Annotated in this window: 26 protein-coding genes; 7 read left to right on the top strand and 19 right to left on the bottom strand. The window is 38.7% G+C overall.

The annotated features are described in order from the left end of the window. Positions 1-21: 21 nt before the first annotated feature. The 4 genes from fumC to ACE025_RS00315 form a co-directional block, all read right to left on the bottom strand. Positions 22-1,380: a class II fumarate hydratase gene (gene fumC / locus ACE025_RS00330; protein ID WP_485936296.1), complete on the bottom strand. Its 1,359-nt coding sequence runs from the start codon at positions 1,378-1,380 to the stop codon at positions 22-24. 11 nt (positions 1,381-1,391) lie between these two features. After that, a complete protein-coding gene (locus ACE025_RS00325) occupies positions 1,392-2,567 on the bottom strand; it encodes an NAD(P)-dependent malic enzyme (protein ID WP_485936294.1) in 1,176 nt (391 codons plus the stop codon). A gap of 87 nt (positions 2,568-2,654) precedes the next feature. Further along, positions 2,655-4,028, bottom strand: coding sequence for a class-II fumarase/aspartase family protein (locus ACE025_RS00320; RefSeq protein WP_485936292.1), 1,374 nt, complete (start codon positions 4,026-4,028; stop codon positions 2,655-2,657). A gap of 23 nt (positions 4,029-4,051) precedes the next feature. Beyond that, positions 4,052-5,608 (bottom strand): PTS transporter subunit EIIC, encoded by a 1,557-nt coding sequence (locus ACE025_RS00315; protein ID WP_485936290.1) that lies wholly within the window; start codon positions 5,606-5,608, stop codon positions 4,052-4,054. A 360-nt stretch (positions 5,609-5,968) separates the two neighbouring features. Between ACE025_RS00315 and ACE025_RS00310 the strand changes: the two genes are divergently transcribed. Further along, positions 5,969-6,328: an MmcQ/YjbR family DNA-binding protein gene (locus tag ACE025_RS00310; RefSeq protein ID WP_485936288.1), complete on the top strand. Its 360-nt coding sequence runs from the start codon at positions 5,969-5,971 to the stop codon at positions 6,326-6,328. 56 nt (positions 6,329-6,384) lie between these two features. On the opposite strand, the gene ACE025_RS00305 is transcribed toward ACE025_RS00310, so the two are convergent. From ACE025_RS00305 to ACE025_RS00290, 4 genes are read right to left on the bottom strand one after another with little or no spacing between them, the layout of a single operon-like run. After that, positions 6,385-7,635: an NAD(P)H-dependent oxidoreductase gene (locus ACE025_RS00305; protein WP_485936286.1), complete on the bottom strand. Its 1,251-nt coding sequence runs from the start codon at positions 7,633-7,635 to the stop codon at positions 6,385-6,387. A 15-nt stretch (positions 7,636-7,650) separates the two neighbouring features. Then, a complete protein-coding gene (locus ACE025_RS00300; protein ID WP_485936284.1) occupies positions 7,651-8,259 on the bottom strand; it encodes an NADPH-dependent FMN reductase in 609 nt (202 codons plus the stop codon). A gap of 35 nt (positions 8,260-8,294) precedes the next feature. Beyond that, on the bottom strand, positions 8,295-9,185 hold the full coding sequence (locus ACE025_RS00295) for an FAD:protein FMN transferase (protein ID WP_485936758.1): 891 nt from the start codon (positions 9,183-9,185) through the stop codon (positions 8,295-8,297). A gap of 32 nt (positions 9,186-9,217) precedes the next feature. Next, a complete protein-coding gene (locus tag ACE025_RS00290) occupies positions 9,218-10,057 on the bottom strand; it encodes a helix-turn-helix domain-containing protein (RefSeq protein ID WP_485936756.1) in 840 nt (279 codons plus the stop codon). 400 nt (positions 10,058-10,457) lie between these two features. On the opposite strand from ACE025_RS00290, the gene ACE025_RS00285 reads away from it, so the two are divergent. Further along, entirely contained in the window at positions 10,458-11,165 is a 708-nt protein-coding gene (locus ACE025_RS00285; protein WP_485936282.1) for a pseudouridine synthase, read from the top strand. Between the two features lie 148 nt (positions 11,166-11,313). Here the strand turns inward: ACE025_RS00285 and add are convergent, their stop codons facing one another. The 3 genes from add to ACE025_RS00270 form a co-directional block, all read right to left on the bottom strand. Continuing rightward, entirely contained in the window at positions 11,314-12,318 is a 1,005-nt protein-coding gene (gene add, locus ACE025_RS00280; RefSeq protein WP_485936280.1) for an adenosine deaminase, read from the bottom strand. 181 nt (positions 12,319-12,499) lie between these two features. After that, positions 12,500-13,201, bottom strand: coding sequence for a hydroxyacylglutathione hydrolase (gene gloB / locus ACE025_RS00275; protein ID WP_485936279.1), 702 nt, complete (start codon positions 13,199-13,201; stop codon positions 12,500-12,502). 17 nt (positions 13,202-13,218) lie between these two features. Further along, a complete protein-coding gene (locus tag ACE025_RS00270) occupies positions 13,219-13,689 on the bottom strand; it encodes a YbaK/EbsC family protein (protein ID WP_485936754.1) in 471 nt (156 codons plus the stop codon). Positions 13,690-13,825: 136 nt separating this feature from the next. Here ACE025_RS00270 and fabV point away from each other — a divergent pair, with 136 nt between their 5' ends. Then, entirely contained in the window at positions 13,826-15,022 is a 1,197-nt protein-coding gene (gene fabV / locus ACE025_RS00265; protein ID WP_485936277.1) for an enoyl-ACP reductase FabV, read from the top strand. Between the two features lies 1 nt (position 15,023). On the opposite strand, the gene ACE025_RS00260 is transcribed toward fabV, so the two are convergent. From ACE025_RS00260 to ACE025_RS00230, 7 genes are all read right to left on the bottom strand, one after another. Next, the gene (locus ACE025_RS00260; protein WP_485936275.1) at positions 15,024-15,383 is read right to left on the bottom strand and encodes a hypothetical protein; all 360 of its coding nucleotides are present in this window, start codon (positions 15,381-15,383) and stop codon (positions 15,024-15,026) included. A gap of 228 nt (positions 15,384-15,611) precedes the next feature. After that, positions 15,612-17,579 (bottom strand): glycoside hydrolase family 43 protein, encoded by a 1,968-nt coding sequence (locus ACE025_RS00255; protein WP_485936273.1) that lies wholly within the window; start codon positions 17,577-17,579, stop codon positions 15,612-15,614. Between the two features lie 56 nt (positions 17,580-17,635). Next, on the bottom strand, positions 17,636-18,763 hold the full coding sequence (gene glf / locus ACE025_RS00250) for a UDP-galactopyranose mutase (RefSeq protein ID WP_485936271.1): 1,128 nt from the start codon (positions 18,761-18,763) through the stop codon (positions 17,636-17,638). 12 nt (positions 18,764-18,775) lie between these two features. Next, the gene (locus tag ACE025_RS00245; RefSeq protein WP_485936269.1) at positions 18,776-19,918 is read right to left on the bottom strand and encodes a glycosyltransferase; all 1,143 of its coding nucleotides are present in this window, start codon (positions 19,916-19,918) and stop codon (positions 18,776-18,778) included. A 237-nt stretch (positions 19,919-20,155) separates the two neighbouring features. Then, positions 20,156-20,950 carry a glutathione-dependent disulfide-bond oxidoreductase gene (gene yghU / locus ACE025_RS00240; RefSeq protein WP_485936267.1) on the bottom strand — a complete coding sequence of 265 codons (795 nt, stop codon included), beginning with the start codon at positions 20,948-20,950 and terminating at the stop codon, positions 20,156-20,158. A gap of 230 nt (positions 20,951-21,180) precedes the next feature. Continuing rightward, entirely contained in the window at positions 21,181-21,861 is a 681-nt protein-coding gene (locus ACE025_RS00235; protein WP_485936752.1) for a DUF2254 family protein, read from the bottom strand. Between the two features lie 29 nt (positions 21,862-21,890). Next, entirely contained in the window at positions 21,891-22,268 is a 378-nt protein-coding gene (locus ACE025_RS00230; RefSeq protein WP_485936265.1) for a DUF2254 family protein, read from the bottom strand. Positions 22,269-22,444: 176 nt separating this feature from the next. Here ACE025_RS00230 and ACE025_RS00225 point away from each other — a divergent pair, with 176 nt between their 5' ends. From ACE025_RS00225 to ACE025_RS00210, 4 genes are all read left to right on the top strand, one after another. Beyond that, the gene (locus ACE025_RS00225; RefSeq protein ID WP_485936263.1) at positions 22,445-22,867 is read left to right on the top strand and encodes a hypothetical protein; all 423 of its coding nucleotides are present in this window, start codon (positions 22,445-22,447) and stop codon (positions 22,865-22,867) included. A gap of 364 nt (positions 22,868-23,231) precedes the next feature. After that, positions 23,232-23,612 (top strand): lactoylglutathione lyase, encoded by a 381-nt coding sequence (gene gloA, locus ACE025_RS00220; RefSeq protein ID WP_485936261.1) that lies wholly within the window; start codon positions 23,232-23,234, stop codon positions 23,610-23,612. 221 nt (positions 23,613-23,833) lie between these two features. Continuing rightward, complete coding sequence (locus tag ACE025_RS00215; protein WP_485936259.1) at positions 23,834-24,844, top strand: polyprenyl synthetase family protein; 1,011 nt, start codon at positions 23,834-23,836, stop codon at positions 24,842-24,844. Beyond that, positions 24,834-25,742, top strand: a complete 909-nt coding sequence (locus ACE025_RS00210; RefSeq protein ID WP_485936257.1) for a UbiA family prenyltransferase — start codon at positions 24,834-24,836, stop codon at positions 25,740-25,742. Before ACE025_RS00215 ends, ACE025_RS00210 begins: the two co-directional genes overlap by 11 nt. 91 nt (positions 25,743-25,833) lie before the next feature. On the opposite strand, the gene rlmH is transcribed toward ACE025_RS00210, so the two are convergent. Then, on the bottom strand, positions 25,834-26,313 hold the full coding sequence (gene rlmH / locus ACE025_RS00205) for a 23S rRNA (pseudouridine(1915)-N(3))-methyltransferase RlmH (RefSeq protein WP_485936255.1): 480 nt from the start codon (positions 26,311-26,313) through the stop codon (positions 25,834-25,836). Positions 26,314-26,699: the final 386 nt, after the last annotated feature.

The following is a 26,699-nucleotide window of genomic DNA, read 5'->3' as shown; positions in this document are numbered from 1 at the left end:
ACCTTCAGTATATCACACTCTTTAAATCATGGAATTTGGATTTAACCACTGCTTCAATTCTTCTTTAGACGCATATTCTAGAGACAATGCTGCTTCTTCTAGTGTCGTATTTTCTTTTAGAGCTTTATGAGCGATTTCAGCTGATTTTTCATACCCGATGTGAGGCGTTAAAGCTGTAACGAGCATCAACGAACGATGAACCAATTCATCCATACGATTGGTATTTACGGCCAATCCTGCCAGACATTTTTCTCTGAATGAACGCATCCCGTCCGTTAACAAACCGACCGTCTGCAAGAAATTATGAATAATGACCGGTTTATACACATTCAATTCAAAGTTTCCTTGGCTGGCAGCCACTTGAATCGTAGTATCGTTCCCCATAACCTGAGCGGCGATCATCGTTAGAGCTTCCGCTTGAGTAGGATTAACTTTTCCCGGCATGATTGAACTCCCCGGTTCATTAACCGGCAGAGACAGCTCTCCTAATCCGCTGCGGGGTCCACTCGCCAGCCAACGGATGTCATTGGCTATTTTCATCAAATCGCTGGCTAATGCTCGTAAAGAACCATGAACAAATGATAATGGCTGATGGCTAGTCAAAGCAAAGAACTTGTTCTCATCACTGACAAATGAAATCCCTAAAGCTTTCTCCAGCTCACGAGACACTTTGACACCGAAATCACTGGATGCATTTACTCCAGTCCCGACAGCCGTCCCTCCAATTGCCAGCTTCAATAAAGTACTGCTGCTCATTTCTATGGCTTTTAAGCTATTTTCAATCATGCTTTTCCATCCACTCAGTTCTTGAGCAAATGTAAGAGGTGTGGCATCTTGCAAATGGGTTCTGCCTATCTTGATGACTCCTTCATATCGTTCCATCAATCTTGAAATGACTTCTAACCACTGTTTCATTTCCGGTATCAGCTGATCTTGGATTTCTTTATAAGCTGCAATATGCATAGCCGTTGGAAATACATCGTTCGAGCTTTGTGACAGGTTCACATCATCATTAGGATGTACAGGAGTCGTTTTAGAAGCTAAATGGGCCAGTACCTCATTTACATTCATATTGGTTTGCGTCCCGCTCCCGGTTTGCCATAAGCACAACGGAAATTGCGATTCATACTCGTTCAAATTATCCAATACCAGCGCACAAGCTTCTTGGATGCTGGTCCCTTTATCTGAAGAAAGCTTACCCTCTTCTTTATTTACAATAGCACAGGCTTTTTTCACTTGAACCACGGCTTCGATCAACTTTAGCGGCATCTTTTCTGTTCCGATTTGAAAATTTTCTATACTTCGTTGGGTTTGAGCACCCCATAAAGCATCTTGGGGAACGGCTATTTCTCCAAGAGAGTCCTTTTCGATTCTATCCACTCTTATTCCTCCTAGATAGTCGCTACTCCGGTGTTTCGAGCAGCTTGGGCGACATATTCAGCCACTTGTTCCGCGACTTTTTTATTTAAAGCGTCCGGTATAATATAGTCTTCCGATAATTCTTCTTCAGGAATCATGTCTGCGATTGCTTTTGCTGCAGCGACTTTCATTTCATTATTGATCGTCGTTGCACGTACTTCCAGTGCCCCTTTAAAAATACCTGGGAAAGCCAGTACATTGTTGATTTGGTTTGGAAAATCTGAGCGGCCTGTTCCCATAATACGTGTGCCGGCTGCTTTAGCCTCATCATACATGATCTCAGGTATTGGGTTGGCCATCGCAAATACAATCGCATCATTTGCCATAGACTGAATCATTTCACGCGTAACGATTCCTCCAACAGAAACTCCGATAAAGATATCTGCACCTTTCATAGCGTCACTCAGGTCTCCGTTTACTTGTTGAGGATTAGAGCGTTGTGCCAATCGTTTTTTATGTTCATCCATTGGTCCTGGTCTGTTTTCTGCTAAGATACCATGTTCGTCGCAGATGACAGCTTCTTTTATCCCCATATCCATCAGCATCGTTATGATGGCTGTACCAGCTGCTCCAGGTCCGTTCAACACAACTTTTATCTCACTTAACTCTTTCTTGATGAAACGCAAACTATTCATGATTCCAGAAACTACCACGATAGCTGTTCCATGCTGGTCATCGTGAAAAACAGGAATCGGCAACAGGTCATCCAGTTGTTTTTCGATTTCAAAACATCTCGGCGAAGAAATATCTTCTAAGTTTATCCCGCCAAATGTTGGAGCTAGAAAACGTACCGTTTGAATGATTTCTTCAGAGACTTTTGTATCTAGACAAATCGGAACAGCATCTACTCCAGCGAATTCTTTAAACAAGATCGCTTTTCCTTCCATTACCGGCATTGCAGCTTCTGGTCCGATATCTCCTAATCCAAGGACAGCTGTTCCATCTGTTACAACCGCCACAAGATTCCCTTTTGACGTATAAGTATACGCTTCTCTTACGTCTTCATGGATTTTTCTGCATGGTTCCGCAACACCTGGCGTGTAAGCCAGAGCTAAATCCTCTCTTGTATTGATCGAAACTTTGCTTTCAACAGAAATTTTACCTTTTTTTTCTTTATGCAGAGCTAAACTTTTCTCATTAGTATCCATTCTTTTCTCACCTTTCTGTAAAACAGTCTCAAACGAGGAAAAGAGACCTCTCCATTATATAAATTGAGGTCTCCAGACACAATAAAATTAATTCGTATATTCTGCTGCTATTTCTTCTGCCAGTGCAGCAGCACGTGCAGCTTCTTTTTCGGCAATTTGAACAGACAATCCGATGTAATTGCGCGGATCGATCATGGCTCTTACTTCTTCTTCCGTAAATTCATTGGCTATCGTCTCATTTGCCATCAAATTGGTATAAAAGTCTTCACCTTCATCAGCTGTTTTCATCGCAATGTCGTACATCAACGAATGAGCGTTGTCTTTTCCGAGTTTGGTTGCTAGTTCCATCATCACATGCTCGCAATTGTCCAGCCCTTGGTTTCTCAATGCATTGTGCAGCATTCGTTCTCTATGTGGAACCATCGTACGAGTCAATTCTTCCGTTCTTAAAAGGACTTCTGTAGTTAGTTCTAATGCTTCTTCCAATATACCGTCAAACAGCATATAAGAGCTGCTATCACCTTCATAAGGTCTCACAGAAGAATACATTCCGACGCCTGGTAAAGAATACAGTTTTTGTGAATTGGCTACGATCCCTTTAGCTAATTTAGGATTGATTTTGTGCGGCATTGTACTGCTCCCAACCGTTCCTTTACTAAATCCTTCAGAAATCTCGCCGATTTCTTCTAGTGTTGTGCTGTAGACTTCTTCTCCTATTTTGTGGCAAATATTCGCCATCAATGCCAAATTCATCATGTATTCTATTTTATGAGTACTGATATTACGTGATGGGACTGCCATTGGATACATTCCAGTCAGTTCAGCTACCCGTTTTTGCACAGCCGGCCCCACTTCTGGCATGGAACTGAATGTTCCTACAGCTCCACCCATCATGATTTTAAAGACTCTCTTTTCTACTTCCTGCATCCGTTCATAACACTCAATGAAATCACTGATCCATGCAGAAACTTTGTATCCGTAAGTAATTGGAGTCGCATGACGACCGTGTGTACGTCCCGGCATAACAGCATCTTTGTTTTCTTCCGCTAACTTGCTTAAGTTTCCTAAAATTTCCCCTAACAGTTGCATGTATTTATCATGAACTTGTTTGACCATGTACAATTGAGAGCTTTGTTGGATATTTTGTGTTGTGATACCGTAATGGATGTATTTCCCGCTTTCTTCCGGACACGCTTTTACGAGTACTTTTAAGAACGGCACGAAACCATGACCAATTTTACGGTAGATTCGATCCATTTCTTCAAAGTCGATATTTTCGACTTTAGCAGCTGTTTTAATATCTCTAGCTGCTGACTCGGGGATAAACCCTTCTTCAGCTTGAGCTTGAGCCAGCGCACTTTCAAACAACAACCACGTTTTGTATTTTTCTTCATCGGAAAATAATGCTTTTATCCCTCTGTCATCTATTGTTTTGCTTTTTGAATCATATAATGCTCTCATTTGATAGAAAACCTCCTAAATAATTAAGCCAGCGCTTCATCTACAGCGTTTCTGACGAACTCTACTTGCGGACCATATACGATATGGATATGTTTAGCTGCTGGGAAAAAGAATCCTGTACAGCCGGATTTTTCCAACAGATTTTTGTCCACGGCATTAACGTCTTTAATATCTATCCTCAATCGTGTAATGCAATTTTCTACGTGATCGATGTTGCTTCTTCCACCTAACGCTTGCACTACGATATCAGCGATTTCACCATAACGTTTTTCTCTGATCAAGGTGTTGTCTAAGTTCTGCGATTCTTCTCGCCCCGGGGTCTTAATGTTGTATTTCAAAATAGCCCATTTGAAAATGAAATAAGTCACTACCCCTAGACCTGCGCCAATCAATACTAGGAAAATCCAATTAGTCTTTTCATAAAGCAATCCAAAAATGGTAAAGTCAAAAATCGTTCCTCGAATGTACCCTATTGCCACATTTGCTAAAGACAATAGGACAGCTCCGATTCCAACGATTACAGCATAAACTACGAATAATAATGGAGCTATAAAGACAAAAGTAAATTCAAGCGGCTCAGTAACATTTCCCAGCATAGCTGTCAAAACCATTGTAATCAGCATTGATTTGACTTCTGTTTTGTTTTCAGCTCGAGCCGTTTTGTACATTGCCAACGCGATCGCTGGGAATAAGAATAACGTCACCAACATTTGTTGTTGCGCCATAAAACGTGTCAAATCAGGCATCATAGACCAGTACTCACTGTTCGGACCTTGATTGAACAATACTTCATTCATTGCCGGTACCACACCGACAAATGTTTCTCCTCCGATCACATAAGAACCACCTGCTTCAGTAAAGCGGAACAAAGCGTTCCATACGTGGTGCAAACCAAATGGGATGAATAATCGTTCTCCAGCTGCCGTAAAGAAAGGTCCCATAACACTTAAGAAAACAACCGATAATCTCATCAATAATCCAACAAATAATTCCCAAATAAAAGGCAAGCAAGCGCCGATTGCAATCATGATCCCAATAGTAATAATGGGAACAGACTTCTTACCCGAAAAGAACGCTAAAGCTGTCGGCAATTCCAAATTATAGAAACGATCTGTTGCCCAAGCTGCTAATAAACCAGTAATGATCCCTCCAGCTGCACTAATATTCATTGTCTGGATTCCTAAAACAGTTATTTGACCGACTTGAGTCATCACTTCCGGATCCGCCATTTTACCAGTCAAAGTCAACCAGACATTCATGGTAATAATCAAAGTCAAATATCCAGAAACAGCTGCAAAAACGGAAATTCCTTTATCTTTTTTACTCATTCCGTAAGCGACTCCCATTGCAAACAATAGTGGAATATTATCAAAAATAACACTGGCGATCGTCCGAATGCTGACCAATAAAGCATTGATGTTCTCATTCCCTAAAAACGCAAACCGTTCAATCATATACGGCTGTACAAAAGCCCCGCTGATCCCTAAAATCATCCCAACAGGTGCTAACACCCCTATCGGCAGCAAAAGCGTTCGTCCAAATCGTTGAACAGATTCACTAAACTTTTTCTTTTCCCCCATCAGTTCATTCTCCTTTTGTTCATGATGAACTCATCTTAGCATGCAGTCCACTGATAAAAAAGCGCTATCATATTATTCTATCTGATGTAAGTCACAATAAATGACTTAGGTCATTGCTGGGTGTTAGGCATAGAGAAAAACCGTTACCTTTATCCAAAGAAATGACAGCTTCTTCTATTTATGGATTTGTTCCACTGCTGAGTCTTGGAACGAAACGCTGAACAGCTTCTCTCTTTAGTCCAAATAGCTCCATAGGTCCCATGGATGACTTAATGCTCCCTTTTTAATGAGCCTATTCTTTGTATGATTAGAACTTATTTTACTCAAATGGTACTATTCTTGTAAAAGGAGGGCGGACACATGCTAAAACGAAAAGAACTTTTCCATTATCTGAAAACGACCTATGGTACAGAACCAGAATATTTATGGAAAAAATTTCCGAATTACGCTGTTTTCAAACACTCATCAAATAGGAAATGGTATGCCCTCGTGATGAATATTTTGCCAGAAAAAGCAGGCCTGGAAGGCGAAGAAGAGATCGATGTGTTGGAACTCAAAAGTCCTCCTGAATTGAACGGCAGTCTAAAAGAAAGAAAAGAAATCAGTGATGCCTATCATATGAATAAGGAACATTGGATATCTGTCACCTTAAAAGATGTTAAGGAAGTCTCTGACATTGAAAATCTAATCAAAACAAGTTTTGATTTAACCAACCATTAATTTTATTAGTGGGCAAACAAAAAAACTTCTCGGTTAAGAGAAGTTTTTTTGTTCGATCAACCTTTAACAGATGCACTCGACACTGCGTCGACTGTTTCTTTCGTTTCTTCTTTTTCGCTCATAGAAGCTCCTGAAGTGGCATCGACGTCTTCTGTTTTATGGTCTTTAGCAGAAGCACCAGAAACCGCATCTACATCGCCGACCAACGCTTGTCCAGTTTGTTTCAAATACCAATCGATGATTGGTTTGAAGTCTAAAATGAATTCGTTGATTCCTGCAAAATTGCCTTCTTTATCGTGCATAGCTTGATAATTGTGCACGACATATTTGTCAGGACCATGAGTAGGTACGTTGACACGGAATGCATCCATGGCGCCAGAACGTAACTGCTGGATCACGTAACCTACGTTTTTATGCACTTTTTCTGGATGACATTTAGCCAATGGGTTCCCTACTTGTCCTGGCACTCGTGCAGCCAGCATGTCTTCTGCAGGTTTTGTTTGGTTGTAATACAAGAATTGATTATTATTATCTGCAAAAGTTAGTTCCATCGGCATTGAAGCTAAGAAATAATTCAATTGATCGACAGTCAATAATCCACGATCCAATTTGACATACGTATTTCCTTCAACTGCACCAACTTTTTCAGCAGCTTGTTCCAACCAATCATCAGCATACATATCGACGCCTTCAATAGTCGTGTCTATTTTACCGGTTGCGTAAAGATCTTCCGGTTCAAGTTCGATTTTTTTAGGTCCTTCTATAACAGCGACCACTTTGATGAACTGAATAAATTTTTCTAAACAGCTACCTAAAAATTGAACAGTCCCTGGATCTTTTAAGTTTTCATTTTCATCAAACGCTTCTTTTACTTTACCCAATAAAAATTCATTCCCCGGTAATACCATAGCGTTTACCCCTGGTGCATCTAAAATTTGGCGCAAATGCAGCTGCGCGCGAGAAGATCCTTGATCATAATAAGAAGCTCCCACGATCATGACAGGTTTATTTTCTAAAGGATGAATCTTAAATGACAGCCACTCCAAAACACTTTTCAATGCAGCTGGAATCGTTCGGTTATGTTCAGGTGTAGCTATGATTACGCCATCCGCATTTAAAATCTGTCTGTTTATTTTTTGAATGACCGGGCTGTTTGTCTGGTCGTCGCTTTGATTGAACATAGGAACATCTTTGATTTCAATGATCTCCAAATCGAATAAAGGACTGAATTTTTTTTGAATAAACTTTAGTAACGTACGATTATATGATACTTCTGCGTTAGAGCCTACAATACCGACTAATTTCATTTTTATTAACCCCTTTTAGATAGTTTCCCAAGAAAAGTTTTCTGCTTCTTTTTTATTTTGTTCATGTGCATGAGTCAATTGATTGGTGATGGTCACAAAAGTTAAGAAATCTTCAAACAGTCTGTCTAATTTTTCTGTTTGTTGCAAATCATTCAAATTGTTTTCTTCGTCAAAGGCTTGTAACGAATGACTTAATAGAAACTCAGAACTCGGCATGATACGTGCTTTCAACTCCGGCGCATCAAGGATTTGACGCAAGTGCAGTTGAGCCCTAGAAGATCCTAAAGTCCCGTAAGAGGCTCCTGTAATCATTACGGACTTATCAACAAAAGGAAAGATCCCATAAGAAAGCCAGCTCAGTGCATTCATCAATGAAGCTGTAACAGCGTGATCGTATTCCGGCGTACTGATAATCACACCATCAGCGTCATCAATCTTATCCGCCATCGCTTGCACGATTTCAGGAATATCTTTGTTTTCAGGCTTGTTGAATACCGGCATATCTTTGATTTCTACAATCTCGATTTCTGCTTTTGAAGAAAAATGATTTTTCATGAATTGCAGCAGTTGGCGGTTTGTAGAGTAATCTGAATTGGTTCCTACGATTCCAATAAATTTTTTCATTTTTTTACTTCCTTTCAGTTCTGTTATTTTTACTTTTATCTTTTAAATCCTTTTGTATACACTAATTTCTCGTCTTTCGTAATGACTAAACCTTCTATTCCGTCCAAATGATTTAAGTCTTCCACAATTTCATCGGTGAGTTTTCCATACAAGCGAGTCGTCCATATCTCACCGTCTACTGATCGTTCAGACCGGATAGTCAAACTGGCCACATCTGTCTCGATGGGATAGCCCGTTTGAGGACTTAAAATATGATGATACGTTTGCCCTTGGCTTACTAAACTTCTTTCGTAGATTCCTGAGGTGACGATCGACTGATTTTTAATTTTTACGGTCGTCAAGTATTCATTACGAGGCAAGTTTGGGTTTTGGATTCCAATATTCCAATACTCTTTTCCAGACTGCTGGAAAGGATTTAACCCTACAATGTTTCCGCCTAAATTGATCAGTCCGGACGTGACGCCTTCGCTTTTCAAATACTGAATGATTCGGTCTGCTATGTATCCTTTTGCTAAAGCGCCCAAATCAATTCGCATGTCTTTTTCAGTCAAATAAACAGACCGTTCTTCATTATTCAAGATGATATTTTGAGGATTTGTTTTCTTCAATAATTCATCAATAACTGCTTTTGAAGGGACTTTAGCGTCATGGAATCCGATACGCCACGTTTGGACTAAAGGTCCAATAGCAATATTCAAATAACTTCCAGAAGCACAACTATGCATCTTTCCTATCTGGATCAACTCATACAAATCTGGATGAACCACAACGCTGCAAATGCCCGCACATTTATTAACTGCCATCAATTCGGAACTGGGATTATTTGCACTGAATCGTTTTTCGTATTTCTTTAATCGAGCTACCGTCTCTTTTAAAATAGGAGCCGGGTGATCATGTTCGATCCGTACATCAATAATCGTTCCCATCAGTCGGACAGTTTCTGTTCTCTCTACCACCTTTACTCAGCTCCTTTAGTCGATAATACGATTTGTTCCAAATCAGCCAGTTCTTTTAATGCAATCGTGTTTCGGTTGATTTTAGAATAAGCTCTGGCATCATAAATCAATTCTAAAATGACTTCTTTCGGTTTATTTTGAACAATAGCATTCTTCGCTAATTGAGTAGCTGCTCTTGCCAAATAGTACGTCACGTGATTATCTGAGCAAATAGAAACAGCATAGTTCAATAAAGCATTACTGATTTCTATTTCCTGGATTCCTGAATAGAAAACACCGCATTGAAAGACGATATTTAATACTCTCCAAGTATCCTCAATTTCTGTTGTTGGATAGGTATATATTTTCTCCAACACTTTATTGAAGTAAAATTCTGCTTTTTCCTGGTCTTTCTCACGATAGTAAACCATTCCGCTTCCTGTATACGCTAATAAGTGAAAAATTGTCTCTTCACTTGACTCATCAGCGAGGAGAATTTGATCGAAACCAAAAAGAATATCGGTTACAGAATACCCTTGAAAAATCCTGATAAAGCCCTTCAAATAATGGTATCGCATAGCTAAGTTTGGTTCTTCAATATCTTTGACAGAAATCGCAGCAACCAGTTCTTCAGCTTGTTCATACTCGCTGGTAATCAAAAAAAATTCAGCCTTATTCATTTTTTCAATAGTTTCTGTATATTTGACTCCCACTCTCGGGAACAAGTCACTCAAAGTTAAATTGAGCCGATTACACAGTTGGATCAAGATTTTTAAGTTTGGTACTTTACCGTTATTTTCAAAACGGCTTAATGTTGCTTGAGTGCAAATACCATCTGCTAATTCCATTTGAGAAAGTCCCATTGATTTACGAGTCTCAATAAACTGTTTCGTATTCACGGCTTATCCCTCCGAGTAACCTAAATTCCTTATTTGTGATTTTAATCACATTAAATCACAAACAAATTATACTCTTTAAGAATTTTTACGTCAACAAAATATATAAAAAAATATATAATCAAGCTTTCAAAAATTATCATATTGTGAATTTATGCATAAAAAAGAGCGAGAAAGTGTGTACAACCCTTTTTCTATAAACAAAGAGTATCATTCAGGTTATCTCTAATAATTCGTTTTTAATATGTGAACTACTTATGACATATCTCCCTTATTGACGGCAGGTTCAACAGACTAGCTTGCTTTTGTCCTAATATAAAGTACAGTTATGAGTAGAAGATAATATTAGTGTTAAAGGAGTGGCGATTTGCGCATAAATAAATACATCAGTGAAGCAGGAAAAGCCTCTAGAAGAGGAGCAGATAAATTAATTGCTGAAGGAAGAGTTCTGATCAATGGTAAAAAGGCTACAATAGGCAGCCAAGTCGATCCAGGGGACCAAGTATTGGTCGATGGTCAACACATCTTTGTAGCAAGGAACAACGTCTATATTGCTTTAAACAAACCCATTGGGATTACAAGCACGACTGAAAAAGGAGTTAAAGGGAATATTGTCGATTTAGTCAATCATCCTTTTCGAGTCTTTCATATCGGGCGTTTAGACAAAGAATCTGAAGGTCTGATTCTGCTGACAAATGATGGGGATATCGTGAACGAAATACTGCGTCCTGATCATCACCATGAAAAAGAATACGTTGTTTCAGTAGACCGTCCTATTTCTCCTGAATTTTTAGAGAACATGTCAAAAGGTGTTAATATATTGGGGACCAAAACTCTTCCATGTGAAGTTGAACAATTGTCTAAATTTGATTTCAAAATTATTCTGACACAAGGATTGAACCGCCAAATTCGTCGTATGTGTGAAGCTTTGGGATACAATGTTTATCGCCTGCAACGTTTGCGGATCATGAATATTCATTTAGGTAACTTGCCTGTTGGACAATGGCGCTATTTGTCTAAAAAAGAAAAATCTCAATTATTCGCCGAGTTGAATTACGAACCGCGAGAGTGGTAAGTCTCAGGAGGGATTCGAACCCCCATAGTAAAAAACCTCACGATCTTCAGTGCATGTTTCTCTGCGCACTGAAAATCATGAGGTTTTTCGTCTTTATTTGTTTACGTCAAGTATAAAACGATTTTAGATAAAATCGTCTATTCTACTTTCAAACATATGGTGCATAAGCTTCATTGATCATTGCAGAAATTTTTTCTTTTGCCTCTAAGGTCGTAAAAGCACCTGCCAAGCCATTTAAGTTCAATGTTTTCATCATTGCATAATCGATTCCCAGATGTTTCGCCAAAAGCCAATACTCTGTAGTAAGTGTTGTATCAGAAACTGTTCGATTGTCAGTATTGATACAACATTTGATTCCTTTTTCCATAAAATCCAGTAAAGGATAATCTTCCCAATTTTCGACCGCATTCGTTTGAATATTGCTGGTCGGACACATCTCGATGACAGTGCCTTTTTCGATGCAAAGCTTTTGGGCTGCCTCGTCCATTTGAGCAGCGATTCCATGCCCGATACGTTCTGCGCCTAGATAAATCGCTTGAACCACGTTATGCGCACAGCCGCATTCGCCAGCATGAAGTGTCAGTTGAAGTCCGCTGTCTTGTGCAAAAGCTGTTAACGGTTCAATATGGTCATTTGCCATATCAGGTTCTGGACCGGCCATATCGAAACCAACCAACAGCTGTTCTTGTGTACTGATAGCTTCGGACAACATTTTCAAATTGTCTTCATTGGAATGCGGACGCATGCCGCAGATCAATAAATTCACCATGATATCATACTTTTCCATAGCCTTACGAATCCCTTTGCTGACGGCCGCAATAATTTCAGATACTCTCATACCAGCATCTGTATGTAACAAAGGAGCAAAACGCAGCTCCAAATAGCGGACATTTTCTAAAGCCGCCGTTTCAGCGATAGCATAAGCTGATTCTTCCAGTTGCTCACTGGTTTGCAAGAGCTGAAGCAGAATATCAAAACCTTTTAAGTAATCTACTAAATCCATACATTTTTCCGGCGCTGCTATTTGATCCAATAAACTCATATCAAAATCTTGCTTTTCTGCCAGTTTTATCAAGGTTGCCATAGGAACAGAACCGTCTAAATGACAATGCAATTCTACTTTAGGTAATTGATGAATAATCTCTTTCTGCACATGAACAAATCCCTTCTCAAATGATACGCTGTTGTATTTGGTATACCTGTTTTTTAATTATCAATTCAACGAGAGTCATCCCGTCGAACTCCTAAAAAAGAACTTAATAAACTCAAATATAACAAATATTATCTCTTATAACAACTCTCTCTAGAGTAGTTTTAAACTTAAACGAATACTTTTAAAAAACATCTCGTGATTTACGCAATGTTGTAAATTCTTCTAGCGTCTCTGCTTTGAGAAACAGATTGATCTTTTTCTCTCTTTTGATAGTTGATGGCAAAGTAGGTACATCTTCTGCACGCAATTCTTGAACTTGGTTCAAAGCTTCAGCAATTTCGTCATTAGACGGCTCCATAGAATGTGCAAACCGCAAATTGGTCTGTGTGTATTCATGTGCTGCATATACCTTTACTTCATCCTCTAAACGGTTAAATTTTTGCAAAGCTTCATATTGCGCTTGGTAGTCTCCTGTAAAGACCCGACCGCAGCCTGCTGAAAATAAAGCATCCCCACAAAAGAGAAGATTTCCCATCAAGAAGCTGATATGTTCAAGAGTATGCCCAGCGGTTTTAAAGACTTGAACATCCTGCCCCATCAATTCAAAAGTATCTCCTTCTTGAAGAATATGGTCAGCTAACGGTTTCGTTTCTTCTGGTCCATATACAACGACGTTCGGATAGTGAGCCAAGATTTCTTTCACACCGCCAGTATGATCATCGTGGTTATGAGTCAAAAGAATGGTAGTTAGATCTAGTTGTTGTTTCTTCAAGTAATCAATTACATCTTTTGCTTCTCCTGGATCGACCACCACTGCGTCCTTTCCTTCTTCAATGATCCAAATATAATTATCCGAAAGAGCTTTAATTGGTTTAATATTCATTGTGATTCCTCCTTAAGTTAACTTTCATTGTAAACAAATAGTTCGTTGCCAAGCAACTGAATAATTCTGTTTAGATCTTTTGCTGCTATCACCATCGTCTGATCTGGCCTGGCAGGAGCAAATACGAGCTTTTCTTGCTGGAACAACTCTTCATCTACTATAAAAGAAACCATATCTTCATATCCTAATGGTGTGACCGCTCCTGGTTTTTGTCCAGTGACAGCTTCCATTTCATCCGGCTGGACGATTTTAAGTTTTTCGCCGACAACTTGATTTAATTGTTTAAAATCCACATTTTTTGTCGTAAAAGTAACAAAAGAATAATAACGTCCGGATTTACCTTTCAAAAAGAGAGCTTTAGTTTCTGTTCCAGTAAATCCTTTTTCTTCTTTCATCCTCACAGCAGCCTCATTTGTATAAATTGGCTCATGATTATACAATTCAAAATAAATAGCATGCGTTCTCAAAAAAACTTCTAGATTGACGATCACATGGTATCCTCCTTTATGAATTACTTTTCTGTTCCAAAATGTATTTCTGAATGAAAATTTCATCAATAAGTTATTATTGATGTCCCTTTTCTGATATTATACTCTTATGACGGTTAATTGGGGGAATAGAATCATGTTGATATTTAAACAAAATATCCGAGGAAATGTAGCCTTGGGCGTTAATCCGCTTGGATGCAAACAAGACGTATTAAATCAAATCGACTATGTAAAAAGCAACGGTACTTACGAAGGGCCTAAAAAAGTATTGATCATTGGCGCATCATCAAGCTACGGTCTAGCTACTCGAATCAACTTGGCTTTCGGAGCAGGTGCAGATACTATCGGGGTTTCATTTGAAAAAGGACCAAAGAATGAAAGAAATCTCGGAACAGCTGGATGGTACAATAACATTGCCTTTAGAGAAGAAGCTGAAAAAGAAGGTCTGATTGCTAAAAACTTTGTTCAAGACGCTTTCAGCCATGAGACTAAACAAGAAATCATTGAGTATATCAAAAACGAATTCGGCGGCAAAATAGATTTGGTTGTCTACAGTCTGGCAAGCGGCGTACGAAAAGATCCTGAAACTGGCGAATTGTACAAATCGTCGATCAAAGCAATTGGCGAACCGGTTGTCGGTCCGCATATCAATATGCAAAATGAATCTTTTTACACTGAAACTCTGGAACCAGCAGACGAGCAGGAAATTGCTGATACAGTCAAAGTAATGGGTGGTGAAGACTGGCAGTTATGGATGGAAGCACTAAAAGAAGCCGGCGTGTTGACGGATGGCGTTTTAACAACCAACTATTCTTACTTAGGAACTGAATTGAACCATGATTATTATGGCGGCGGTACTTTGGGCCGTGCAAAAGCAGATTGTGATGAAAAAGCAGAAAACATCAATCAATTATTAGCCGATATCAATGGGAAAGCTCAAATTGTTGTGGCGACTGCTGTTACAACTAAAGCAAGTTCAGTTATTCCTTTCTTCCCCGTTTATTGTATCGGTCTTTACAAAGTGATGGAAGAAAAAGGCACTCACGAAACGCCGATTATGCACATAGACCGCATTTATCGTGAGATGATCTATGGAGACAAAACTGAATACGACGAAGTTGGCCGACTAAGACCTGACAGCTGGGAACTAGACAGCGACACACAAGCCAAAACAAAAGAATTGATTGAACAGTTGAACGCAGAAAACTTCAATTCTGACATGACGGCTTATGATACATTCTTTAAAGAATTCTCAAATTTGAGCGGCTTCATGGTAGATAACTATGTTGAACAAGAAGTCACTTTGGATGAATTGAAAGCCTTAAAATATTAATCTAGTTGCATTGCACAAAAATAAGAGAGTGAAGCAAACCGTTTAGGCTTTCGTAGAGTTCATCTTTCCGATTTAGTTGGTGCTTTTTACCAACTAAATCAGAAAATGAAATCATAGGAAGTCTGGTTTGCGGAACTCGTCTAATAAGAGAGTGAAGCAAACCGTTTAGGCTTTCGTAGAGTTCATCTTTCTGATTTAGCTGGTGCTTTTTACCAACTAAATCAGAAAATGAAATCATAGGAAGTCTGGTTTGCGGAACTCGTCTAATAATAGAGTGTAGCAAACCGTTCAGGCTTTCGTAGAGTTCATCTTTCTGATTTAGCTGGTGCTTTTTACCAACTAAATCAGAAAATGAAATCATAGGAAGTCTGGTTTGCAGAACTCGTCTAGCATGAGATTGGAAAAAAAGGCATTTAGCCCCGAATCACTTCACGAATAATGCTCGGATGGTCTACGAGACCATCCGAGCATTATTCGTGAAGTGGACGTCGGGACTGCCTTTTTGAGCACGTTTACGAAACCAATATCCGTAAAAATGAAGGAGTTGGGAGTTATTTCCCAACCCCTTTTTTTGATGCATTTTTCAGTATCACTTCCCATTTGGTTGAACCAATTTCACCAATTCCCAAGCATCGAGTGCGGCTTTTTTCAAAACAAACTGACAAGATATGTCATCTTGTCCCAATGGTATCGGAAACTGGTAGGTTTTGTTCTTGAACAGCAGTATAACCGTTTCATCCACCACTAAAAAAGTTACCGTACTCTTATCGTTTTTGGCCAAAGGAAAAGAAAGCTGTAGCTGGAGTTTTGGAATGGTGATCTTTGTAGGCTCCAATTGAATTTCAAGTTTCTCCTCCCCCAACTGCAAGCAGCAAGTTACTCTACTCTCCTCATTCGGCAAAGTATACGTTAGACTGTACTGGTAGTCCTTTTTGAGTTTCGTTGTTAGAGTGACAGGTTTTTTTCGAAAAGATGCCAGCTGATTGAGAGAGTTGATAAGGACCGGCACATCAGAAGCAAAAAAGTTTCCGATCAAACGCATCTGCCCGTCAAAAAGATCAATCATTTCTGTTACTGCGAAATAATGGAATACCGTCGTTGTATATCCCGAACAAATCCCTACACGAGCCGGCTGTTCATCAAGAAGCACTCGACCGATATAAGCGCCGTTCAAGTACAGCTCGTAATCAGCAAATCTCCGGACAACTTCAAGGTGTTGATTCACCGTTGCATCAAAATCCTTTAACGGAAAAGTGGCCAGAATAGAATGGATACCATTCTTCACCTGTTCTACTGCCAAGACCGATGTCCCATTCCTCAAATAGACACTTGTGTAGTGATCCTCACTTCGGTAGGCAATCACAGCACCGTCTTTGCTGCCAAGATTAGCTGGCTTTGCCGTAAGGTCCAGCTCAAGATGATAGTATTGGTACTCCTTCTCATAGAGCGCGATGAAAGGCGTTTTTGCGGTGAGCCAACCTTCATCTAAAATGGTATGTTCTCCGGATTCGACTACTAACTTTGTTTCTCCCTCAAAAAATTCTTGCAAATCAGGCAGTCCAGGTGCTGGCTGTTCGTTGGCAGAAGGAGCATAAGTCATCAAAGCGTCACCATCAAAGAACAAACGGTCCATTCGCAGCGTCCGATGATCCTCTTCGGGAGACCACGTTCCTCCTGTCTCTTGCCCGTGGTAAAAGAGCCAGAAGTCTACGTTGTTCGGCGCCTTTATCAATGCAGTATGACCAGTTCCTTCCACGTGCTGGCTGGCTTTCACCAACGGATAGTAAGTATAATTGTTGGGATACTTCTCCCACTTCAGTTGATGGATAGGCCCATCCTTATCTGCCAGAGCGTAGCCGATGTAATAATTTTCGCTCGCATAGATATTAGCTGAATAAATCAGATAGGCTTTCTCATGGTGCTCTGCGTAAGTGGCCCCCTCTACGATCGACCAATCTTGGGCTTCTTCTACACTGACCCAGTCCAACATCTCTTCTTCCAAGGTAGGCAAGACTACCGCTTGAGCTTCTCCTTCCACCTCATCAAAACTCGGCAGCCGATCCACAAGGATGCTGCTGCCGGTATTTTCAAGTGCACTGTCCGTCACGTCAAGGGTACTGTAGAAGAGATAGTAGTTAGAGACCTTATCTTTCACGACATCCGCATCGACGGAGAACTTTCTGAACAGCGTTTTTTCATAACGAAAAGGGCCTTCCGGTTTGCTTCCTACCGCCATACGCAGCCACTCGTTTTGCGTTTCCGGAGCTTCAACTGGTGTGTTGGAATAATACAGATAAAACTTCCCTCCATCAAAAACAACGCAAGGGGCCCAGTAATTCTTACGCCCTTCTTCTTGAACAGCGTACCCTAATTGATCCCATTGAACCAAATCGCGCGAGACACTCACTTTGATGCCATGGTAGTCAGTGGCATAACAATAGTAACGCCCCTGAAATTTCAATACGTAGGGATCTGGGTTTGTGTGTACCTTTCCTTCACCATCTCGCAGAGGATTTTGGTAAAAACGGGTACCGTATAAAGGTAATGATTCAACCATTGTGACACATCCTTTTTTATAGGGTATTCATGTTTTCGCAGGTACCAACGACTCAATCAGCCAGGACTAACTAATGGGCGAGACCCTAGTTCCTTTGCAACTGTCTTTAAAGACTGACTAATAATATGATGCATGTCATAGTATTTATACGTTGCTAATCTTCCGCCGAAAATCACATTTTCTTCTTGGTCCGCCAGCTGTTTATATTTCTTGTATAAAGCGGAATTTTTTTCATCGTTTACAGGATAGTAAGGTTCATCCTCTTTTCCCCATTCTTTCGGGTACTCTTTCGTAATGACCGTTTTTTCTTGGGTGCCAAATTCGAAATGTTTGTGCTCAATGATTCTCGTATAAGGAGTCTCGCTGTCTGTATAATTCACGACTGCATTCCCTTGGTAATTTGGTAAATCTAATATTTCATGTTCAAATTTCAAGCTTCTATACTCCAAACTGCCAAATCGATAATCGTAGTATTCATCGATCATACCTGTAAAAATGATCTTATCCGCAAGATTATCCAATCTTTCTTTTTCTTTAAAGTAATCCGTCTCTAACTCTGTATCAATCCCCTCTAACATCTTATCAATGATCACATTGTATCCACCTATAGGGATGCCTTGGTAAGAATCGTTGAAATAATTATTATCGTACGTAAATCTCACTGGGAGTCGATTAATAATAAACGCCGGCAGTTCTGTTGCTTTTCTTCCCCATTGTTTTTCCGTGTATCCCTTGACTAATTTCTCGTAGATATCTGTCCCAACAAGAGAAATCGCCTGCTCTTCCAAATTACTCGGTTTTGTGATATTCGCTGCTTTTCTCTGTTCTTCTATTTTTGCTTTCGCTTCTTCTGGATAAATGACTCCCCATAACTTGTTGAAGGTATTCATGTTAAAAGGCAAGTTGTATATTTCTCCTTTATAGTTCGCAACAGGGGAATTTGTATACCGATTAAACTCTACAAACTGGTTTACGTAATCCCAGATATACTTTGAACTCGTATGGAAAATATGGGCGCCGTATTTATGCACATTGATGCCTTCAATATTTTCACAGTAAATATTCCCGCCTAAATGATTTCTTCGATCGATCACTAGACACTTTTTCCCTCTTTTTTCCGCTTCATACGCGAAAGTGGCGCCAAACAGACCAGCACCTACAATGACATAATCGTATTTTTCCATTCTGTTCTCCCCCTATTCTTTCTCTACTGCCTTTTCTTCAAGAACCTCATTTTTTTCTGCTATCTTTTCTGTGATGAGTTTGTTCATTTGCTTACAAGTATCATCCCATGAAAAGTCCTTGAGGTACGCTTCAACTTCTTCTTCCCACTGAGGACTTTTATCCAGTGTGTTTTTCACATGTTCTGCAAATTCCTTACTGGTTCTTGCGATGCTTACAAGATTGAGATCTTCGTAAGGATGCACCACATCATGAACCGCTGTCGAAACCACCTTTTTACCGGCAGCCAAATACTCAGGTGTCTTCGTCGGACTGATGTATTTGGTCGACTCATTAAGAGCAAATGGCATGATTGCTGCATCCCAGTTCGCTAAATAAGAGGGCAGTTCAGCGTATTTTTTTATTCCTAAATAATGAATGTTTTCAGCTTGAGGGAGGGTGGCAAGGTCGATTTTTAAAATAGGGCCTACAATAACAAAATTCCAGTCAGGGAGATGAGCAGACAGTTCTTTCAGTAAATCTATATCAAATCGTTCATCTACTACTCCATAAAATCCTGCTCTCGGGTGAGGGATGTCTTTTTGATCTTCGGGATCTGGGAGATCCGCTGCCGCTCTTTTAAAATGACTTTGGTCGATACTACTCGGGAAACAATGAACAAAATCATGATGTTCTTTTTTTGCTTTATAAAGGCTTTTTCCGCCTGTGAATATAAGATCTGCTTTTTTGAAAAGCTCCTTCTCCAACGAAATGAGGTTTTGAGGTGCGTACTTAAATGCTGCTAATTGATCCATGCAATCGTAGATAGTAATTTTTGGATTAAAAAAAGAGGTATATTCCATAGCCATGGGCGTGTAGTACCAAAAAATATCTTGTTCGATACTAAAGTCTTGATGTACTTGTTTGACAATTTTCTCCAATAAAGGAGCACTATCCATATCTCCAGCTTTCAGTAAAGGCACGATAACATTTACGCCTTCTTCACTGATGTAATGATGGTAATTTGCGGGCGTGTTTTCATTTGAATTGTAGTTTCCGATGTCTTCCGGCTCTTCAAAATAAAAGGTGCGGTATTCCTTCGTCATCCTTGCGATAAGGTGTTGAGGCCTTTGGTAGACGAAGTCCCATCGTAATTGTGAGAAAATCGACATATCCATAGCATAATCTCCTTTAATAAAAAATAGTTATATTTTTTTAAAAAAAGAGCCATCCGCAGATGCTCACATATAATTCCAGCTAAAGAATAAATAATAGAGTTTACGAATGACATAGATACAGTTTAGCACAGCCTAACTAGTGATGAAAAATTTTAACACTTGCAATGAGTATGTTGCGACTTTTAGAGGTAGTATTCGTGAATGTCAAGGCTAGTCACACCTTGACAGAATAACACTTTATTCATCAATCGATTGATACTCTACTTTCAGACCTTTTTGAACACCTGGACGTTTATTAATCCGCTTTGCCCACTCCAATAAATGAGTATATTCATCCAGATTCAAGAATTCATAAGAGCCTTCATACAATTTCCCTAGAGCTAAACGACCATACCAAGACCATATCGCAATATCTGCAATGGTATAAGTGTTACCAGCTATATAAGGACGCTCTGCTAAGGTTTTATCCAGCAAATCTAATTGGCGTTTTGTTTCCATCGTAAAGCGGTCGATCGGATATTTCATCGGTTCTGGAGCATAAGCGAAAAAGTGTCCGAATCCGCCTCCAACATATGGACCTGATCCGATTTGCCAAAATAACCAATTAAGGGTTTCTGTACGGCCTTGGATATCTGTCGGAATCAGTTGTCCAAATTTCTCCGCTAAGTAAAGGAGAATAGAGCCTGATTCGAAGATTTTTACACGAGGACTTCGGTTTTGGCTTTGGTCGACTAGAGCTGGAATCTTAGAGTTCGGGTTGATTTCAACGAAATCTGAGCCAAATTGGTCGCCTTCTCCAATATTGATGGTATAGATATCATAATCTGCGCCTTCTACGCCCAATTCTTTCAACTCTTCCAACATGATCGTAACTTTGATGCCATTAGGTGTTCCTAATGAATAAAGTTGGAACGGAGCATCTCCTACAGGCAATGTTTGTTCAAATCGACTGCCTGCTGTTGGACGATTTCCAGTTCTATTAGAATTCTCTTCTTCCCATTTCCATACTTTCGGTAATTCATAAGCTGTCATCTTATCACTCCTCATAAAATTTTTTCATAATCTCATCATACTACTTCTACATCGACAGACTCAAATTTTAAGTCATTCATTTATCGATTGCCTCAAAGTTTGGTGTTAACCGTAGAAAAAAACTTCGTTAAAAAGCACCTATTATGCTTTAGACAAAGTTTTCTTGTTCTTATGGTATGTTTTTTCATCTGCTGAATTTCAGTTGCAAATGTTGCTGTTAAACTAAATGACTATTTTCTGACATTTAAAACAGCTTGGTGTTTTTCTTCGATAAGTTTTTGATCAAATGACAACGGGAAATTTTCATGAGTTTTCTCGTAAACATATTGACTGTATTTCTTCACATCACTCAAATTTTCTTCATGAGCCGCATACGCAACGACCAATAATCCCTCAAAAATAGCAGTCATACACGAAATATCTTCTTTCATATATTGGACCAACTGCCAGTAACCTTTATGCAAATCAGCTAAGAAGTCATTATATTCATATAAAATACAGCCCTCATACTGCTGCATCGTATCAGTACTGTTTTTAGGTTGTTCCCCTGCAATCTCTCCGAGAACAGCATAACGACCAGATAAACCAGCTAACTTCGCTTCTAGTAAAGATTTATAATGCAGTACATGAATAGCTGTATTGGGATCGTTGATTGCTGGAGAAATCGCTCGAAGTGCAACATCTACCATTTTGATTCGTGAATAATAAGGGTCAAAAATGGCGGATGGTTCTGTGTTGTATGCCATTGTTTGGTTTATCTGACGGACCAGCCGGTTTTCGTCTTCTACTTTTTGATTCGTATAAACAACAGCTATAGGTTCGTACCGACTTATGAATGTTCCCATCCTTACTTGAGTCACACAAACTGCTTGATACTGTTCGCAAATGTCTTGTAATTTTTCAAAACGAATATAATCGATATAAGCATTCGTATCAGCTTCTATAGTATATTCGTATAAGAAATCGAGTAAACAAAGCCACCTAGAAAAATCCCCAGTGTACGCAAAGCAACTTTATTCAGCAGATAGTTTTCGACTATACGTGGACTAAAATTTGAAGAATATAGTGACGCGATTGTTAACATGGCAGAAAATGTAAAAGTCGCAACCGCAAGCAACGTTCCTACTAACGCACTCAGTACTTCTACTGCGATATCAACATTCGTCAAAACCCACTCAGGGAAATTGTCCAATAGAGGTATCGTTCTTGTGTCCAGCAAAATAACGACCATCGATAAGAATAAGGAAATCAAAATACTTTCTACGAAGACCATCCAATTTTGTCGGTCTTCTTTTCGCAAGTTCCATTTGTCACGCATACAATCCCCCTTTTCTCCTTATTTTCATGTTTTAAAAATATTACCATAGAACGGTTCAAACTTTAAATTCTATGCAGTTTTTCTTTTTTTGTTAGTAAATCCATCTTATTTGACACTGATATAATTCGCCGAACAAAATTAAAATATATTTAAAAAACCAATCAGGAGGAATCGATTTGGGTGATTTTGGTGAACTTTTATACATGGGAAGAACCGATAACAATAAAAACGGCTTTGTATTTATTCTTTTAGGAATCCTGTTTTTGATCGGTGCAAATTTTATCTATGCAAAAATGTTTTTAATGGTGATGGGAGGCTTGTTTACTCTCTTTGGGTTGTATTTGCTTCTATTTAAACAAAGCGAAGAATTCTCCATCTATGAAAATGGGATCGTGCTGAATCATAAAGGGCAGGTACTTTCTATCCCAAAAGAGCAGATCAGTCATATCGAATACCAAAAAATAAGAGTGAGAAGAAGTCTCTTGGTAAATTATTACCCAATTCTTGTACTTAGTGACCAGAAAAAAATATTGCTGAATAAAGTATTTAATTCCGCTGTTAATCAAGATTTCAAAAAGGTACTCGAGTCTTATATTTGAACGATTTTCTCATAAAAAGAAGCCTCTATCAGTTTTCGTTGCTGAAAACTGATGGAGGCTTTTTTTATGTAGTTTTATTTTTTATAATCCACAACAATATAGGTTGCAATTGAAATGGTTTTGGTGCGATATTGCGGTCTAGTTTATCTTGTCTGATTATTTTTGTTCTGCAAAGTAATCATCGGCTGTGTCTTTAAACGAATCGATGAAAAAAGATATCGCTTTTTTTCTTACTTCTGCTTTTGTATTTTGATACCACACCCATGATAATGCTCTTCAAACACCATAGAAAATAACCTGGGCGTGCCTATATGATTTATTCATGCTAGAATATAGTAAGAAACTATTGGAGGATGATATTATTATGAACCAACAACTTGTTGAAATTTGCCTGCGTGTCAGAGATCTTGAAGCTACTTTAGATTTTTATACTAATTTATTCGATTTTGAAGTTGCCAGCCGCAGAGAATTCCCTGAAAATAAATTTGATTTAGTTTATTTGAATTCTCCCGGTTCTTCTGTACAAATTGAACTAACTTACAACTACGATGCTGAGCCGTATAATGTAGGAGATGGTTTTAGTCATTTAGGCGTGACTGTCGATGACTTGGAAAAAATGCATGAAGTTTGTAAAGCTTCTGCTTACAAAACCGGTGACTTAAGAGGACTTTCAGGCGGCACACCTACCTATTTCTTTGTGACAGATCCTGATGGCTATAGAATTGAAGTAAAGCGCGCAAAATAATTTTTCGACTATTTTAAATGTAAGCATGTTGGTTATTGCCAATATGCTTACTTTTTTTTTAGTTTTTCTTGTCGTACTAGCTTCAACAAGGTTGCTGAATGCTTTTTTGTATAACTTTACAATTTTTAAAGTATACTGATTAAACAGAGATATTAAGTGCACATAAAAACATAACATAAGAACCAGCGCGTCAGTTTCAGCGGTTCATAAAGGAGATCGGTATGGTTAAAACTCATCCAATGTGGAACAAATTCCCTAGTATCCAAGCCCTTTTAATAGAATGTCTTGAATTGATTATAGAAAAAACAGCCATTGAAAATATGGAAATTGAAAAGACAGTTATTGATCTGGTAGAGAACCAAGGAAAATTACTCAGACCTGCCTATTTTTTGCTTTTTTCACGATTAGGCAGCGCCATTCCAGATACGCATAAAAAAATCATCGCTGCCGCTGCATCTACTGAGGTGCTTCATTTAGCCACTCTCATTCATGATGACATCATAGACGAGTCAAAATTGCGTCGCGGCATTGAAACAGTCCAATCAAAACATGGTAATGATGTGGCTGTTTATACAGGCGATTTATTGATTTCAATGTATTTTGATTTACTAGCGGACGCGACGGACTCTATTGAAATAATCAAATTAAATACACTCTCGATGAAACAAGTATTGTTAGGCGAAATAAATCAAATGACAAATGCTTACAATACAGATATTACTTATGAAGACTATTTAAAAAGCATCAAAGGAAAGACAGCACAACTGTTTGAATTAAGTTGTTACGAAGGTGCTTACTTTGGAGGATGCATTCCTGAAGTCATCGAACAAAGTCGGTCGATTGGTCAAAATATTGGGATCGCTTTTCAAATGTTAGATGATATTCTGGACTATACCCAAACTCCCGAAAACCTATCAAAGCCAGTTTTAAACGATGTTAAACAAGGTATTTATACCCTTCCGCTCATTTTAGGCATAGAAGCAGATGAAGCCTTTCTTCCTCTTTTAAAAAAGGGTGAAGACTTATCAAACAGTGATCTAGCTGCTTTAGTCTCTTTATTACACGAGAATGATTGCATCGAACGTGCATACGATATTGCGAAGAAATACATTGATGAAGCTTTAGCATCAATTGATGCACTTCCAAGTCATCCTGAAAAAGACCTATTGTATTCATTGACTAAATCACTACTCACAAGAGAGTTTTTAAAAGGAGATCACTATGACACTTAAACAATATATCTTGCTTGCTCAAATGGAATCCACCACTACTAGTTTTTTCCCAGCTTTTATTGGTATTTTATATGCTTGGTATAATTATGACACTTTTCATTTAGGATTTTCACTATTAGGATTACTTACAGCTATCCTTTTTCACTTAGCTGTCAATATCCGCGACAACTACTTGGATTATTACATCGCAGACAATAAAAATGCGGACTATGCTCAAGAAATGGTGGTAGGTAAAGAAAATATTCCGCTCAAAAATGTTCGTTTAGCCTATTGGATTTCTGGTATTGTTGCTCTGGTAATCGGTCTGTACTTAGTTCTTCAAACATCTCTTTTCTTGTTCTATATCGGCTTTGGAGGTATGTTGATCGGAGCACTTTATACTATGGGTCCTGTTCCAATCAATAGTACGCCCTATGGTGAATTCTTCGTCGGGTTGGCAATGGGATTTGGCATCTTTACAGCCATGGTCTATCTCAACGCGTACGATGTCATTCAACTGGATTGGATAACCATGGTCCAACTCATCATCGCGTCCATACCAACATCCATTACGGTTATGACCGTTTCACTAGCTAATAACATTTGCGACTTGGAAGAAGATATTGAAGATAACCGATTTACTCTTCCTTATCATATCGGCGTAGAAAAAGCACTCGTTGTCTTCAAGTACTTTTATTATGCTGCTTACATCGCGATTATCTTATCACTTCTTTTCGGGACTTTCCCAAGACTTGTGGCATTGTCTTTATTGACTTTCCCGTATGTCTTAAAAAATATCCGCATCTTCATGAAAGAACAAGACAAAAAAACAACCTTCATAACAACCATTATCAACTCAGCTGTCATTCCAGTTCCCATCATTATAACTTTGTTTATTGGAACTTTGTTGGACATTTGATTACCCCTTCTACAACGTTTATGAGGAAATAAAAAATGAGTGATGAAGTGAAAGATTTTATCTTTCAGTCTTCATCACTCATTTTTTTGTGTTACTTATGATACGGTTCATTCTTCATAATTCTAAACCCACGATAGATTTGTTCGATCAGCACTAGTCGCATCAATTGATGCGGTAATGTCATTTTTCCAAATGAAATTTGAGTATTGCTTCGATCCATAACGGCTTTACTTAGACCTAAAGACCCGCCTATAACAAAGACGAGATTGCTTTTTCCTTGAATCCCTAACTGTTCGATTTCTTTAGAGAAAGATTCAGAAGTCCGCTGCTTCCCTTCAATCGCTAAAGCAAAGACATACGCTTGATCGGGTATTTTTGAAAGGATTCGTTCTCCTTCTTTTTCTTTCACTTGGATCATTTCCGCTTCACTCAGTTTTTCGGGTGCTTTTTCGTCAGGAACTTCTACCAATTCTAACTTGCAATATGCACTTAACCTTTTAGAGTATTCTTCGATACCCATTTTTAAATATTTTTCTTTCAACTTTCCAACACTGATAATTTTGATATTCACAGTTATCCCCCTTTGACCACATGTTATCCACAATAGTTATCCACATATCCACAATTTAAAAACTGTATCTAGTGCCCGAAAATATGTTCATCACTAAATGTAGTTTTGTGGATAACTATTTTTCCTGATTTATCCACAGATGATTTTTATGCATTTTTTAGTTTTTTTCATTTCGAAACCTTGATTATTCAGCATTAACAACCGATATAAATAATATTTATACTAGTTGTGCACATCCATTAATAAATTTGTGGATAACTTTTCCACCTTGAAAATAGTAGCTTTTTCTTTATTTTACAAAAGTTATCCACAAAAAGCGAGCTTTACTTTGCATTGATTCTGAAAACTATTCTTTATTTTCCGCATAAAAAAACGCTGATGAGTTT

The organism is Desemzia sp. AGC72, assembly GCF_057334175.1.
This window is presented reverse-complemented; position numbering and strand designations above follow the sequence as displayed.